13 protein-coding genes are annotated in these 15,344 nt (G+C 59.2%); 6 read left to right on the forward strand and 7 right to left on the reverse strand.

Annotated elements, in window-relative coordinates; all coding sequences use genetic code 11:
• The first annotated feature begins 1 nt into the window (after window position 1).
• The 4 genes from CFN46_RS07330 (at window position 2) to preA (ending at window position 5,365) form a co-directional block, all read left to right on the forward strand.
• Window positions 2–904 (forward strand): nitrilase-related carbon-nitrogen hydrolase, encoded by a 903-nt coding sequence (locus CFN46_RS07330; RefSeq protein WP_024952055.1) that lies wholly within the window; start codon window positions 2–4, stop codon window positions 902–904.
• A gap of 132 nt (window positions 905–1,036) precedes the next feature.
• Window positions 1,037–2,479 (forward strand): dihydropyrimidinase, encoded by a 1,443-nt coding sequence (gene hydA, locus CFN46_RS07335; RefSeq protein ID WP_088743133.1) that lies wholly within the window; start codon window positions 1,037–1,039, stop codon window positions 2,477–2,479.
• Between the two features lie 148 nt (window positions 2,480–2,627).
• Entirely contained in the window at window positions 2,628–4,001 is a 1,374-nt protein-coding gene (locus CFN46_RS07340) for an NAD(P)-dependent oxidoreductase (RefSeq protein ID WP_254918429.1), read from the forward strand.
• Window positions 4,001–5,365: an NAD-dependent dihydropyrimidine dehydrogenase subunit PreA gene (gene preA / locus CFN46_RS07345; RefSeq protein ID WP_088743134.1), complete on the forward strand. Its 1,365-nt coding sequence runs from the start codon at window positions 4,001–4,003 to the stop codon at window positions 5,363–5,365. The genes CFN46_RS07340 and preA overlap by 1 nt, the downstream gene beginning before the upstream one ends.
• 142 nt (window positions 5,366–5,507) lie before the next feature.
• Here the strand turns inward: preA and CFN46_RS07350 are convergent, their stop codons facing one another.
• The 3 genes from CFN46_RS07350 to CFN46_RS07360 form a co-directional block, all read right to left on the reverse strand.
• A complete protein-coding gene (locus CFN46_RS07350; protein ID WP_024952059.1) occupies window positions 5,508–6,128 on the reverse strand; it encodes a TetR/AcrR family transcriptional regulator in 621 nt (206 codons plus the stop codon).
• Window positions 6,129–6,268: 140 nt separating this feature from the next.
• The gene (locus tag CFN46_RS07355) at window positions 6,269–7,477 is read right to left on the reverse strand and encodes a CmpA/NrtA family ABC transporter substrate-binding protein (protein ID WP_088743135.1); all 1,209 of its coding nucleotides are present in this window, start codon (window positions 7,475–7,477) and stop codon (window positions 6,269–6,271) included.
• Between the two features lie 55 nt (window positions 7,478–7,532).
• Complete coding sequence (locus tag CFN46_RS07360) at window positions 7,533–8,156, reverse strand: ANTAR domain-containing response regulator (protein ID WP_088743136.1); 624 nt, start codon at window positions 8,154–8,156, stop codon at window positions 7,533–7,535.
• A gap of 529 nt (window positions 8,157–8,685) precedes the next feature.
• Between CFN46_RS07360 and CFN46_RS07365 the strand changes: the two genes are divergently transcribed.
• Window positions 8,686–10,044 (forward strand): MFS transporter, encoded by a 1,359-nt coding sequence (locus CFN46_RS07365; RefSeq protein ID WP_088743137.1) that lies wholly within the window; start codon window positions 8,686–8,688, stop codon window positions 10,042–10,044.
• Between the two features lie 258 nt (window positions 10,045–10,302).
• Here the strand turns inward: CFN46_RS07365 and CFN46_RS17560 are convergent, their stop codons facing one another.
• From CFN46_RS17560 to CFN46_RS07380, 4 genes are all read right to left on the reverse strand, one after another.
• The gene (locus CFN46_RS17560; RefSeq protein ID WP_169734518.1) at window positions 10,303–10,470 is read right to left on the reverse strand and encodes a hypothetical protein; all 168 of its coding nucleotides are present in this window, start codon (window positions 10,468–10,470) and stop codon (window positions 10,303–10,305) included.
• Between the two features lie 202 nt (window positions 10,471–10,672).
• Window positions 10,673–11,245 (reverse strand): GNAT family N-acetyltransferase, encoded by a 573-nt coding sequence (locus CFN46_RS07370; protein ID WP_088743138.1) that lies wholly within the window; start codon window positions 11,243–11,245, stop codon window positions 10,673–10,675.
• A gap of 203 nt (window positions 11,246–11,448) precedes the next feature.
• Window positions 11,449–12,849, reverse strand: a complete 1,401-nt coding sequence (gene dbpA, locus CFN46_RS07375; RefSeq protein WP_088743139.1) for an ATP-dependent RNA helicase DbpA — start codon at window positions 12,847–12,849, stop codon at window positions 11,449–11,451.
• A gap of 263 nt (window positions 12,850–13,112) precedes the next feature.
• Window positions 13,113–13,325, reverse strand: coding sequence for a hypothetical protein (locus CFN46_RS07380; RefSeq protein ID WP_141103642.1), 213 nt, complete (start codon window positions 13,323–13,325; stop codon window positions 13,113–13,115).
• Window positions 13,326–13,790: 465 nt separating this feature from the next.
• On the opposite strand from CFN46_RS07380, the gene CFN46_RS07385 reads away from it, so the two are divergent.
• Window positions 13,791–15,278, forward strand: coding sequence for a pyridine nucleotide-disulfide oxidoreductase (locus CFN46_RS07385; RefSeq protein WP_176426431.1), 1,488 nt, complete (start codon window positions 13,791–13,793; stop codon window positions 15,276–15,278).
• Window positions 15,279–15,344: the final 66 nt, after the last annotated feature.

The following is a 15,344-nucleotide window of genomic DNA, read 5'->3' on the forward strand; positions in this document are numbered from 1 at the left end:
CATGTCAAACGACTCCCGCATCACCTACACCGAAGATGCTGGCAAATTACGCTGTGCCGTCATCCAGATGGGGCTCAATGTTTCCACTGATCTCGAGCCGGCTCAGATTCGCGATGCCATGAACGAGGCCCACCTGCCGCTGATTGACCAGGCCGGTGAGGCAGGCGTCAAGATCCTGTGCTTCCAGGAAGTCTTCAATCAGCCCTATTTCTGCCCAAGCCAGGATGCCAAGTGGTACGCCGCCGCCGAACGTGTACCGGAAGGCCCGACCACCACCCTGATGCAGCAGTACGCCAAGAAGCACCAGATGGTGATCATCGTGCCCATCTATGAAGAGGTGCAGACCGGCGTGTACTACAACACCGCCGCCGTGATCGACGCCGATGGCAGTTACCTGGGCAAGTACCACAAGACACATATTCCGCAGGTGGCAGGCTTCTGGGAGAAGTTCTTCTTCAAGCCCGGCAAGTCTGACTGGCCGGTCTTTAACACCGCCTACGGACGCATCGGCGTCTATATCTGTTACGACCGCCACTTCCCGGAAGGCTGGCGAGCACTCGCACTCAACGGCGCAGAAATCATCTTCAATCCCTCCGCCACCGTCGCGGGGCTATCGCAATACCTGTGGGAGCTTGAGCAGCCCGCCTCCGCTGCCGCCAATGGCTGTTACATCGCCGCCATCAACCGCGTTGGCCGCGAACAACCGTGGGACATCGGCGAATTCTACGGCTCCTCCTACTTCGTCAATCCGCGCGGCCAGATCGAAGCCCAGGCCAGCGCCACTGACGACGAATTGTTGATCCACGATCTCGACATGTCGATGGTGCGCGAAGTGCGCAACAACTGGCAGTTCTTCCGTGATCGTCGTCCGGATGCCTACACCCGCCTCACCGATGGCGAGTAATGAGCTGAGCAAGTCCGGGCTGAGCTGAATGGAAAGACCAGAGCTGGAAAGACCAGAACTGGAAAGACCAGAACAACAATCGACCTGACATCCAAAGCTTTGAAGGCCGCTCAGCGCGGCCGGGAGAGACCCATGGCAATCCTGATCAAGGGCGGCAGCATCCAGACCCACGAAGAACGCTATGTCGCCGACATCCTGTGTGAAGGCGAGACCATCAGCGCCATCGGCACTGACCTCGACGTCCCTGCTGACTGCGAGGTGATCGACGCCGGCGGCTGCCTGGTGATGCCGGGCGGCATCGACCCACACACTCACATGCAGCTGCCCTTCATGGGTACCGTGGCCAGCGAGGATTTCCAGAGCGGTACCGCTGCGGCACTGGCCGGCGGCACCACCATGATCATCGATTTCGTGATCCCCTCCCCCCAGCAACCGCTGATGGAGGCCTATCACACCTGGCGCGAGTGGGCCGAGAAGTCGTGCTGCGACTACAGCTTCCACGTCGCCGTCACCTGGTGGGACGAGAGCGTCAGCCAGGACATGCAGACGCTGGTCTCCGATTACGGGGTCAACAGCTTCAAGCACTTCATGGCCTACAAGAACGCCATCATGGCGCCGGACGACACCCTCGTCTCGAGCTTCGCGCGTTGTCTGGAGCTGGGCGCGATTCCCACCGTGCATGCCGAGAACGGCGAGCTGGTCTATCACCTGCAGCAGAAGCTGCTGGCCGATGGCATCACCGGCCCAGAAGCGCATCCGCTGTCACGTCCACCGCAGGTCGAGGGTGAAGCCGCCAGCCGCGCCATCCGCATCGCTGGCACCCTGGGTACACCGGTGTATCTGGTACACGTCTCCACCGCCGATGCACTGGAAGAGATCCGCTACGCGCGCGAGCACGGCCAGCCCGTCTACGGCGAAGTATTGGCCGGCCATCTGTTGATCGATGAAGAGGTCTATCAGAACAAGAGCTGGGAATTCGCGGCAGGCCACGTGATGAGCCCGCCATTCCGCTCGCTCGAGCACCGTCAGGCACTGTGGGGCGGCATCCAATCGGGCGATCTGCAGACTACCGCCACCGACCACTGCTGCTTCTGCGCTGAGCAGAAGGAGATGGGCAAGGACGATTTCACGAAGATTCCCAACGGCACCGCCGGGGTCGAAGACCGCATGGCGATGCTGTGGCATGAAGGCGTCAACACGGGGCGATTCTCCGCTGAGAACTTCGTCGCGCTGACCTCTACCAACGCCGCCAAGATCTTCAACGTTTTCCCGCGCAAGGGCGCGATTCGCATCGGCAGTGACGCTGACCTGGTGGTATGGGACCCGAACGGCGAGCGCACCATTTCCGCCAAGACGCACCACCAGAACATCGACTTCAACATCTTCGAGGGTCGCACCGTCAAAGGCATCCCGCGCCACACCGTCAGCCGTGGCTACTGGGCCTGGCGCGATGGTGAACTGCACGCGACCCGCGGCCACGGCCAGTATGTCGAACGCCCGCCCTACCCCAGCGTCTTCGATCAGCTCAAGGCGCGGGCCGAGCAGAATGCCGTCACTGCCGTTGATCGCAGCTAATTCTCCTAATCTGGCAGCGCTCCTGACGCGCTGTGCTCTTTCTCAGCCCGAACTGAAGCAACAACCTTCAACACGCTCAATGACGTACCGCCTGATAACAACTAACAACAATCATCCCGCGCGCCTGAGCGCGGGCAGGAGCCACACCGTGACGACATCCTCATCTCCTTCCCATTGGCCCCCCGCGGGGTTCGAGGAAGAGGCGCTGAGTGCGCGCTTCACCGATCTTCATCCGGCGCTGGGCAAGCGCCAGGCCATCATCGAGAGCGCACGCTGCCTGTATTGCTATGACGCGCCCTGCATCAAGGCTTGCCCGACCAGCATCGACATCCCGACCTTCATTCGCCGTATTCACGACGACAACCTCGAAGGCGCCGCCAGCGAGATTCTCGATGCCAACATTCTCGGCGGTAGCTGTGCACGTGTCTGCCCGACCGAGATTCTCTGCGAGCAGTCCTGTGTACGTAATCAGGGGGATGAGTGCCAGCCGGTACTGATCGGCCTGCTGCAACGTCATGCGCTGGATAATGCCAAGTTTGAATCACACCCCTTCACGCGGGCAGCCCACACTGGGCGCCGCATCGCCGTGGTCGGCGCCGGCCCTGCTGGCCTTTCCTGCGCGCATCGTCTGGCGCGCTTCGGTCATGACGTGGTGATCTTCGAGGCTGAAGAGAAAGCCGGCGGCCTGAACGAATACGGTATCGCCCGCTACAAGCTGACCGATGATTTCGCCGCCCGTGAAGTCGAGTTCCTGCTCGAAATCGGTGGCATCGAGATTCGCCATGGCCAGCGCCTGGGTGACAATCTCGCCATTGCCGAGCTGACACGTGAATTTGACAGCGTCTTCCTCGGCCTTGGCCTCGGTACCAGCCACTCACTGGGCCTGACGGGCGAAGACGCCCCCGGTCTGATGGCGGCGACGGACTACATCAAGGTATTGCGTCAGAGCAGCGAGTTGAACGTACTGGCGGTGCCAAAACACGCGGTGGTGATCGGCGCAGGCAACACTGCCATCGATATTGCGGTGCAGGTAAAACGCCTCGGTGCCGAGAGCGTAGACCTCGTCTATCGTCGCGGTGAAGCACAGATGTCCGCCACCCCGCACGAGCAGGACATCGCGCGTGCCAATGGCGTGATGATTCACACTTGGGCGCGCCCGCTGGCCATCGACAGCAATACCGACGGTCAACTCAGCGCCATGCAGTTCGCGCGCACCCGTGTAGAAGATGGCCGTCTGATCGACAGCGGCGAGACCTTCTCACTTGCCTGCGATGGCGTATTTACCGCGATCGGGCAAGGCTTTGACGACGCCAGCCTGAGCGACGTGCATGCCGCAGGGATGGCGCGCAGCGGGGCAAAGATTGAAGTTGACACCATGCTGCGCACCAGTCTGCCGGGCGTTTACGCCGGCGGTGACTGCATCGCGCGCGGGCAAGACCTCACCGTTCAAGCCGTCGCTCACGGCAAATTGGCCGCCGAGGCCATCCATCACGATCTGATGCTCAAGGTGGAGGCCGCCTGATGACTATTCATACCCCGCTCAATGAAGATAACGCCCGCCCTGCAGGCGCTGGCGAAAACGATGCCGCCAGCAATGATCATGTCGCCAGCTACAAGGCTGACCTCTCTATCAACTTCGCCGGTATCCGCTCGCCGAATCCCTTCTGGCTAGCCAGTGCGCCGCCGACTGACAAGGCCTACAACGTGGTACGTGCCTTCGAGGCCGGTTGGGGCGGCGTGGTCTGGAAGACGCTCGGTGAAGACCCGGCGGCGGTGAACGTCTCCTCACGCTACTCCGCGCACTATGGCCCGAATGGTGAGGTCAGCGGCTTCAACAACATTGAGCTGATCACTGACCGTTCGCTGGAAATCAACCTGCGCGAGATTACTCAGGTCAAGAAGGACTGGCCGGATCGCGCACTGATCGTCTCGCTGATGGTGCCGTGCGAAGAAGAGGCCTGGAAGACCATCCTGCCGCAGGTCGAGGCCACGGGCTGTGATGGCATCGAGCTCAATTTCGGCTGCCCACACGGCATGCCGGAACGCGGCATGGGCGCCGCAGTCGGTCAGGTACCGGAGTATGTCGAAAAGGTCACGCGTTGGTGCAAGACGTACAGCTCACTGCCGGTCATCGTCAAACTGACACCCAACATCACCGATGTGCGTCTGCCGGCTCAGGCTGCGCTACGTGGCGGTGCTGACGCCGTCTCGCTGATCAACACCATCAACTCCATCACCCATCTGGATCTCGACCGCATGGTTGCGCATCCGGTCGTCGGCGGGCGCAGCACCCACGGTGGTTACTGCGGTAGCGCAGTCAAACCTATCGCGCTCAACATGGTGTCAGAGATTGCCCGCACGCCAGAGACGGCCAATCTACCCATTTCAGGCATCGGCGGCATTTCCAACTGGGAAGACGCCGCGGAATTCATCGCGCTAGGGGCCGGCAGCGTGCAGGTGTGTACGGCGGCCATGCTGCACGGCTTCCGGATCGTCGAAGAGATGAAGGACGGGTTGGGCCGCTGGATGGACAGCAAGGGGTATCAGAAGATCGATGACTTCACGCGCGCCGCGATACCCAACACTACCGACTGGAAGCACCTGGACATGAACTATCAGGTGATCGCGCGTATCGATCAGGACAAATGCATTGGCTGTGGACGCTGCTATATCGCCTGCGAGGACACCTCGCATCAGGCGATCATGCATCTGGCCAAGGACAACGGCACCGCACGCTATGAGGTGAAGGACGCTGACTGCGTGGGCTGTAATCTGTGTGAAATCACCTGCCCGGTGGACAACTGCATCACCATGGAAGAGCAGGATACCGGCAAGCCGTACATGAACTGGATGGAAGACCCGCGCAACCCGCATCGCGCTGCCTGATAAGGCACTGAGAGAGCGTCAAAAGACCGGAAACCAAAAAGGGCTGCCAGCAATGGCAGCCCTTTCTTGTGAGTGATCACAAACAACATGAAATACACTTCGTTATCTTTACGCTAAACACAAGGAGTAATCATCGTCCGCCTCAGGCAGAAAGCCCTACGCCTTTCAGCAACACGCGTGTGACATTCTGCACCGCTTGCTCAAACTCGCGATCACTCAGCGCGCACCCCCGATTGAGTACGGCAATCTGATGATCGAAGTCGGCGTAGTGCTGGGTACTCGCCCATATCATGTACAGATAGGCGGAGGCATCGACGTTGTCGATACGGCCTTCAGCGATCCAGCTACGCAGCCGCGACTTCTTCATCTCGGCCCACTCGTCGAGCCAGATCGTCAGCTCCTCACCCAGCACCGGCGCCCCCTGCATGATTTCGCTGGCCCATACCTTGGAGCCGTAAGGACGCTGGCGCGAGTGCATCATCTTGGCGCGAATGTAGGTGGAGAGCACCAGCTGCGGGTCGTCGTAGGCCTCGAAGCACAGTGCATCTTCCTTCCACAGCGCCAACAGGCCATCGAGCACGGCACGATAGAGCGCTTCCTTGGTACTGAAGTAATAATGCAGATTCGACTTGGGCAGCTCTACCTCGGCGGCAATATCCACCATGCTAGCGCCAACATAGCCCTTGAGTGCGAATACCTTCTCGGCGGCGAGCAGAATACGCCCGACATTATCCTTGCGAATCTGAGACTTGCGAGTGGCCATGCGATCCCCTGACGCAGTACTGACAGTGGCCTCAGAATATCACACCCATATGGCCACATGTCTGGGCAGTCAGGTTTCACATGGCCTCTTCTTGTGAAATCCTGCCAATCACGCACCCTGCGATTCAATGATGAGCCCTGTCATTCAAAGACAGCACCGTCGATAAAGCCATCTGCCGGCATCGGTATCTGCCCCGCCTCACCGCTCAGCCACCAGGGCGCGGGATGATTGCCTTCGCTACGCTCATCGACTGCTGGCACGACCAGACCCAGACTGCGCGCTGCGATCCGATAGAGATCCGGCCTTACACAGCGTGTCAGTGTCGCGGCGATATCATGCTCACTGATGCCATGCAGGTGCCCCCAGCGCCGCATCTGGGAAACATACCAGCGGGTATGCGAACGCCACGGGAAATTGGCGGCGTAGCGGTGGAATATCGTCCAGCCTGCGTTGGCCTGCTGATAGTCCTCGACCGACTGCTCGACATCGACATCCTCGAGCCCATGCGCGATGACCGACAGTGGCACCTCGGGCAGGCCTTCGTCATGTAGCCAACTGGCGGCTTGCTGGCGATTGCCGGGGCGGTCCAGCCATGCGCAAGCCCTGAGCAGTGAACGTATCAGCGCCTGATGAGCCAGCGGATGTTGCTGCGCCCAGTCCTCGCGCACCCCCAGCACCTTCTCCTGCCCGAAGCGCCAGATGTCATGACTACCCGCGACCACCTGCCCCATGCCCTGCGCGCTGGCCAGGCTATTCCACGGCTCACCGACACAAAAACCATCCAGAATTCCGGAGGCGAGTTGCGCCGCCATCAGTGGCGGGGCAACAGCGCGCATATCGACCTGTGAATCGGGATCAATCCCGCCCGCCGCCAGCCAATAGCGCAGCAGGTAACGGTGCGAGGAGAACGGATGCACACTCGCGAGCCTTAACGGTGCCTCACCGCGTTGGCGGCGCTGCCTGACGTGCTCGCCCAGCGCGCAGGCAATGCCAAGTGAGCTATCAAGCACATGCCCTTCCTCGGCCAGCCGCGTCATCAACGCGCGTGACAGAGTGATGGCATTGCCACCCAGATTGAGGGTCATGGCACTGATGACGGGAGTCGCACGCCCGTCCAGCCCCAGTGTTGACGTCAGCGGCATCAAGGCCAGCATCTGCGCGCCCTGCAAGACACCGGTCTGCAGGTCATCACGTAGCGCTGCCCACGATGGCTGCCACTTGAGCGTCACCGACAGCCCCTCCTCCTGGAAGAACCCTAGCTGCTCAGCCACCACAAAGGGCGCAGCATCATTGAGCGGCATCAATCCCAGCGTCAGCTGGTGATCATTCAGGGGTGCATCACTGAGCATCACAGACACCTCATGAAAAGACGTAATAAAAGACAATGGCGCAAGCAGTGATCAATCAATGCCGGCCCGAACCAGCGCTTGAACCAGCACTAGAGCGGCCACCCTCGGTACGACGCGTGGCTTTCAGCATCTCATCCGCCAGCTCGTGCAGTGCCAGGCGGCGATTCATCGCGGTCTTGCGCAGATACTGATAAGCCGCGTCTTCACCCAGCCCGCGGCTCTCCATCACCAACGCCTTGGCGCGATCGACACTGCGCCGTTGCACCAGGGTCGTCTGGGTGCGGTTGAGCTCACCTTTCAAGGCACGATGCGCCTCGAAACTGGTGATCGCGACCTCGACCATCGTGCGCACCATCGCTGGCATCACATGATCGACCACATACGCCGACACCCCCGCCCCTGCTGCCTCGCGCACCAGATCCGGCGCATCCTCACTGGCCAGCATGATCATCGGCTTGGGATAGCGGCGTCCTAGCTGGCCAAGATGCTCCAATGTATCGCGACTGGGCAGGTCGGCATCGATGATCACGGCATCTGGTTGATGCAGCTCAACCAGTGCATGCAGGTCTTCGCGTTCATCAACACGCAGCGCCACCTCGAAGCCAGCACTCAATAGTGCCTGCTCCAGCGCGGCGGAACGCTCGCTGCGGACATCGACGATCAGCACAGTCACGGGCATGTCAGGGTTTCCTCGGCAGAACGTGTCAGGCAACTTTTCCACATGGCCTGAACGTTGCAGGAATCGTGCCGCATGCTGGTGCAACCATGCCGTAGCGCGCTTTGCGCGCACCTACCCTGCACAGCAATGACGCAAGCCAGCTAGATCACCATCATCGTGCGCCAGACTGGTACGCCATCGCACCGTCACGCACCGCAGACGAGCACGCCGCTTGGCTCATGCCGGCTGCCCCTGCGGTGAACACAGCAATGACTCAGCATCAACTCATTGATATTGCTGGCCTTACCCCGTCACTACCGGCACAAGTGGCGCGGTCCTTGCTTTGTTAAACACAGTGTCACGCGAGTGCTGTCATCTGGCTCTCGAATCGTGACGCCCATGACGTAGACCAGGCTCCCATGAGTACGAGTGCGTCGAACCCGGCACCTCAACGACGAGGCAGCCCTGCTGTTCTCAACAGCCGTTCGACCATTCTCTGAACGCACTCACCGTGTGTTCGGTATCGACGCTGCATCAGGAGCCCGCACTCATGGATATTCGCAACAAGGCCAACCGCATCCGGCTGTTCAGCCTGAAAACCCCGCAAATGCGTGCCTTTCACATGTCGTGGTTCGCCTTTCATGTCTGCTTCTTCGGCTGGTTCGGCATTGCACCGCTGATGGCGGTCGTGCGTGACGACCTCGGCCTGACCAAGACCCAGATCGGCAATACCATCATCGCCTCGGTCGCGATCACCGTGATCGTACGTCTCGCCATCGGCGTGTTATGTGATCGCATCGGGCCACGCAAGGCCTACACCTGGCTGCTGTGCCTCGGTTCACTGCCAGTGATGAGCATCGGCTTCGCCGACAGCTTCGAATCCTTCTTCCTCGCCCGCCTGGCGATTGGTGCCATTGGCGCCTCCTTCGTCATCACCCAGTACCACACCTCAGTGATGTTCGGCCCGAATGTCGTCGGCACCGCCAATGCCACTACCGCGGGCTGGGGTAACCTCGGCGGTGGTACCACCCAGATTCTGATGCCGCTGGTCATGGCGGGCCTCTTGATGCTGGGCGTTGAGCAAACCCTCGGCTGGCGTTTGGCGATGGTGGTGCCGGGCATCGTGCTGTTCCTGACTGGTATCGCGTACTACTTCTTCACTCAGGATGCCCCGGACGGCAACTTCAGTGATCTGCGAGAACGTGGCGAGCTACCCAAGGCGGAGAAGGAATACAGCATGCGCGCCACCTTCGGCGCGGCCGCACGCGACATCCGTGTCTGGGCCCTGTTCCTCGTCTATGGCGCTTGCTTCGGGGTCGAGCTGACCATCAACAACGTCGCCGCCATCTACTTCTTCGATCACTTCGATCTCGATCTCGCCACCGCCGGCCTCATCGCGGGCCTGTTCGGCTTGATGAACCTGTTCGCGCGCACCCTGGGCGGCGTGTTCTCTGATCTGTTCGCACGTCAATCAGGCCTCAAGGGCCGCGTGCGCTGGCTGTTCATCGCGCTGCTATGTGAGGGCGTGGCATTGGTCGGCTTCGCGCAGATGGAAACCCTCGCCGTGGCGATTGGCATCATGCTGGTGTTCAGCCTGTTCGTGCAGATGGCGGAAGGCGCCACCTTCGGCATCGTGCCGTTCATCAACCGCAAGGCACTGGGCGCGGTGGCTGGTATCGTTGGTGCGGGTGGCAACGCCGGTGCTGTCGCCGCTGGCTTCCTGTTCCGCAGTGAGGAGCTGAGCTATCAAGAAGGCCTGATGTATCTGGGCATGGCCGTGATCGTGATCTCGCTGTTCGCGCTATTGGTACGCTTCAGCGCCGCCACTGAGGCCGAGGAAGACCGCGCCTATCAGGCGGCGGTCTCTGAGCGCGAACAAGACTCTACGCAGCAGCCCGCCTCTGCGTAAAACGTCCTCCTCTGCGTAGAACGTCCACCTGATCAAACGCTGCCGGATAAACATCTGCCTTCCAGATACGACAAAGCCCCCGCCTCGCAAGAGACGGAGGCTTTGTCGTACTGAACGCAGTGCACCGTCAATCATCACCAGAGGCACGTCAGGAGGACTCAGGAGAGCAGGCACAAAAAAACCGAGCCCCCATGGGGAGACTCGGTTTCTGATGCTGCCTGACGTGCCCACTATCTGAGCAACATCATGCCACGCATCTTAACTATCGGTGGCGTTCTCGACGCTATCACCCGCTTCTTCCACGGTGTTATCCATCTTCTCACCGGCCTTCTCCATCGGGCCTTCATCTTCACAACCCGCGAGTGACAGTCCGCCAATGCCGAGCATGGCAATCATCAGTGTGCTACCCAGTGTCTTGATCTTCATGATCTCTCCCTCGAGTCGTCGGCCAATGCCTGGCCCTCTCCGTGACATTCACCACGGCCTTTACTGCGACCTTCACAGCAATGGGTAAAATGGATGCGACGGCGTCGTGTTGTCGCCGTCCTCTCAGTGATATGGAGCGAACAGGTTATGATTTCAAGTCTTGTGCAACACCGAGTTGCACATGCCTGCATCCATCATGCCGCTATACATCAGAACCCATGAAATTGTGATGAAACAGCACTTCACCACCCAGCCCCTGCAGATACCCCGACACTAGCTCGAAGGCGACGAAGGCACCGGGCACATCATGATGATTGCAGTACAAGCCATAGTGGCGCGCAGGATGGAATCCAAGGTGAGCGTAGAAATCGGCATGACCGGCCGCGACCACGGCACCAGCACCCAACAGACGACAACGCTTGACCGCAGAGATCACCAGCCGCTTGCCGATGCCGTGCCGCTGATGCTGTGGCAATACCGCCAGCGGTGCCAATGCCATCAACACGCGATCGGGATAACCAGATAGCGCAACACGTGAGGCCATCACATGTCCCAACAGACGACTCTCACCTTCACTGAGGTGCCGACCACTTTCAGGGTCTGTGACATGTTCGGCCACCAAAGAGATTTGCGCCTGCTCACCATGACGCAGCCGCTCTCCTAGCAATGCCTCGCGATGGCCGGCAAAAACTGATTCATGAATGCGATAAACCCGCTCATGATCAAAAGTGCGTTCTTCACGAATGCGAAGATTCTCGGCCGTGCTGTCACTCATCTGTCAGCTCCCTGTCAACGCCCTGCCAATCAAGGCGACTCCCCTTTAGATTAGCCAGCGGATGCATATGCAGCGAGGTGCAATCTACTGCTCAAAAAGCACGATGCCCGCCAAGAAGGCGGGCATCGATAAGCGTGATCTCAAGGTCGAAAGAGACATTAGATCTCTGAACAGTACCCGGCAGGTCTTTCGACCTCTGCGGGTTAGCTCTTGAGACGACGGGCGCGGAAGGAGCGACCCTTGAGCTTGCCATTCATCAGTTGAGCCAGCGCTGTCTTGGCAACATCGCGCTCTACCGCCAGGAAGGTCGTGTGCGCCAGCACCTTGATCTTGCCTATCTGGCTGCCGGACATGCCGCCGTCGCCAGTCAGTGCACCCAGAATGTCGCCAGGACGCAGCTTGTCCTTCTTGCCACCGTCAATCTGCAGCGTAGCCATGCGGGCATAGAAAGGCTCGCGCGTCAGCATGCTCTTGGACGGCAGCGGCTCCGGTGTCAGCGTCTGTTCCAGGAACTCACCGAGCTTGGTCAGGCGGTAATCTTCTTTCTCGGTATACAGCGTGCAGGCAATACCAGAGCTGCCAGCGCGACCGGTGCGGCCAACGCGATGGACGTGGGCATCGAGATCACGTGCGATCTCATAGTTGAACACCGCATCCAGCGCTTCGATATCGAGACCCCGTGCCGCCACATCGGTGGCGACCAGGATAGACGCACTCTTGTTGGCGAACATCACCAGCGTCTGGTCACGCTCACTCTGCTCCAGGTCACCGTGCAGTGACATCGCGCTGAAACCGTGCTCATTGAGCGCATCGCTGACCTCCTGCGCCTCACGCTTGGTATTGCAGAACACCACACTGGATTCCGGACGATACTTGAGCAGCAGAATGCGCAGCGCTTCAAAGCGCGCTTCATTGTCGGCCACACGGTGAAACAGCTGACGAATGCTGCTTTCATCATGGGTCGAGGCCACTTCGATGCTGGCCGGATCACGCAGCATGCGCTCGGCAATCGGACGCACGCTATCCGCGAAGGTCGCGCTGAATAGCAGGGTCTGACGATCTTCCGGCGCCTCGGCAACGATGGCATCCAGCACCTCAGCGAAGCCCATGTCCAGCATACGATCGGCTTCGTCCAGCACCAGCGTGTTGAGCTCGGCAAGGCTCAGACTACCCTTGCGCAGATGCTCGTCCACGCGTCCCGGCGTACCGACGATGATGTGAGCGCCATGCTCCAACGAACCCAACTGCGGGCCAAACGGTGCACCACCGCACAGTGCGAGCACCTTGACGTTGTGCATGCCGCGCGCCAGACGACGAATCTCTCCAGCGACCTGGTCCGCCAACTCACGCGTCGGACACAGCACCAGCGATTGCACGCGGAAGCGAGACACCTTGAGGCGCGACAGCAGGCCGAGGCCAAAGGCGGCTGTCTTGCCAGAGCCGGTCTGGCCCTGGGCGATCACATCTCGCCCTTCCAGCATCAGAGGCAGACTCTGCGCCTGGATAGGCGTCATCTCGTGATAACCCAGCGTTTCAAGATTGCTGAGCAGTTCGGGTGCCAGCGCCAAAGTGGCAAAGGCAGAAGTGGCGGTGGCATCAGTCACGGGGACATTCCTTCAGATCAATGAACGATCACGAGCCGAACAGGCAGGTGCGCGCGGGCGCAGAGCATAGCAGAGACAGCTCTCCAACGCCTGTTGCACCGTCGCGTTGCACTGATGAGAACATCTAGCGAGATAGGCGTATCCATGATGGAGAGAGATCAAACAACCATGCTTCAAACATAAGCCACTCGCATTAGATATAAATCCAGCGCTTCACTCCAAATAATGGTTTTAATCAAACTGTATTTTGTTTGTGACACAGGTCATTTATTAATCCTTATTAATTCATCAAAATAGTCACTGGCATCTTCAGTCATCACGTTCGCGCGCTCTCGTTCTAGCACCATGTCTGAACACCCCATCCAGACATCACGCTTGGGAATCACGTTAAGACAGCATGGCTGGATATGCCGATAGACTGACGTTTCTACCTCCATGCTCGCCATTTTTTGATGGTGGAAATACAGCGGCATCATGAGATTACTCGTCATAACATCACCTACTCATGTCGTGACACGCATGCATGATAGCGTTCATGGGCAATGATGAAAAATAACGATAAAAATGACAATGAAATAGTCTCACTATGTATTTTCTCATTAACAAACAAAGTGTTACGGAAATTATAATCTTTAACTCTAGCGACATGCCTGCTTGATTTACGGATAACGGTCGGCCGTGAAACAAGCCTCCATTGCAGAGCGGGTCATAAAAATCGATGTTGCTAATATCACTACTACGATAAAGACATCATCACCAATGACATGCATAGGGACCCATGACTGTCATTGTGTCGATGCGCTATTACCAACACGAAACACCTCATAGAGCGGAGCTATTCACTAACCGCCGGCTACCCATGCATCACAGTGAAAGCACCTTTTCATCTGCGCATCGGACAGCACACATGACGCAATATTCAACTCAGGGAGCTAAACGACATGCAGGATTTTTCCAACATAACGACATATGGTTGCGTCGTTGCCGGCGTAGGCCCTGCAGGGATGGGCTTTTTATTCAATGCGCTAAAAAACGGTCAACTGCCTGAGCTGGCCCAACGCGGACTACTGATTGTCGATGCCGGTGGCACGCCTGCCGGTGGACGTCTCGGAGCGGGGCGGCTCGGGGAATATCGCATTACCGCCAATTCGGTTGGCGACGTCTTTCTCGACTGCCTGAGAGATCCGGCACTGGCTGAATTCTTCGCTCCGCTTGAAGGTGACTCCCGCCTTGAAGGCATTCGCGCGCAGGCGTTCAGCGCTCCCGCGCTTGACGAAGTCGGCGCGCTATTGGAAGCCGCTTCTGCGTTGGTGCTGGACTACATCACCACATTGTCAGGCGCAGAGCTCTGGTGCGGCACCAGTCTCGATGCGCTGCAGCGTGTTGATGACTGCAACATCCTGACGTTGTCCCATATGCCGGGACATGACTCTCGCCCCCTGCGCGTGCGGACACGCAACCTGGTGCTCAATCTGGGTGGCCATCAGTCGCCAGAATACCTGATGGATAGCCTCAGCCGGCAGAGGCTCTCCCTCTCCTCACGCGCCCGCGTCTACAGCGGAGATGAACTACTGCGCATGCCAGAAGGGTTGCTGCGCAGCCTGTTGCTGCCGCGTCTGCGCCGCGGTGGACGTATCTGCGTAATAGGAGGCTCGCACAGCGCCTTCTCAATGCTGGATGTGCTGGCGACGGCACTGGGCAATACGCGCGTCACTGAAATCACGCTACTGCATCGCTCACCGATTCGGTTGTTCTTCGAGAATGCCGAGGAAGCACAGGCCGCTGGCTATACCTTTGACCCTGAACGCGATGTATGCCCAATCAGTGGGCGTATCAATCGTTCTGGCGGGCTGCGCTATCGCGCATTGGCGATCGGCCAGGAAGTTCTCGCCACCGGTCGTCTGGAAGACTGCGCGATGAATGTTCGCTTGATTCAGACAGGCCCAGGCCCGACTCAACGGCTGCTGGAGGCCAGTGAAGCGCTGGCAGATTCACCCATCGTGATTCAGTGCAACGGCTATCAGCCTATCTTGCCGCGCATGACGGATGCCGAGCACCAACCGCTAACGCTAAGCGAGGTAAAAGGCGGGCTGGATTCTGATGCCAACGGCAATCCGCGTGATCTTCACGGCAGACTTCTCACCGGCCTCTATCTGTTCGGGCTGGGCGCTGGCCTGGCGGTAGACCCGACGCTGGGTAGCGAAGCCGCCTTTGATGGTCGTATCTATGGCGTTTGGCAGTTCCACCACCACGCCAGCCTGCATGCGCTGAATGCCATCATGGAGCGCACTGCTGAACCTGACACTGTGTTGGCCATGCAGCCGCGCAGCGAAGATGCCGTCTCGAAGGCCGATGAAGACGCCACTGGCGGCGACCTGTCCTCGGCCCTCTCGGCGCTGAGTGGCACGCTGCGGCCAGCGATGATCTAGTCGATACTCTGTTCATCGTCGCTTACGTAATGCTTTTCCCGTCGTTACGCCTGGCGGATGAAACAG

Origin of the sequence: Cobetia sp. QF-1, from assembly GCF_002213105.1 — a bacterium.
GTDB lineage: Bacteria > Pseudomonadota > Gammaproteobacteria > Pseudomonadales > Halomonadaceae > Cobetia > Cobetia crustatorum.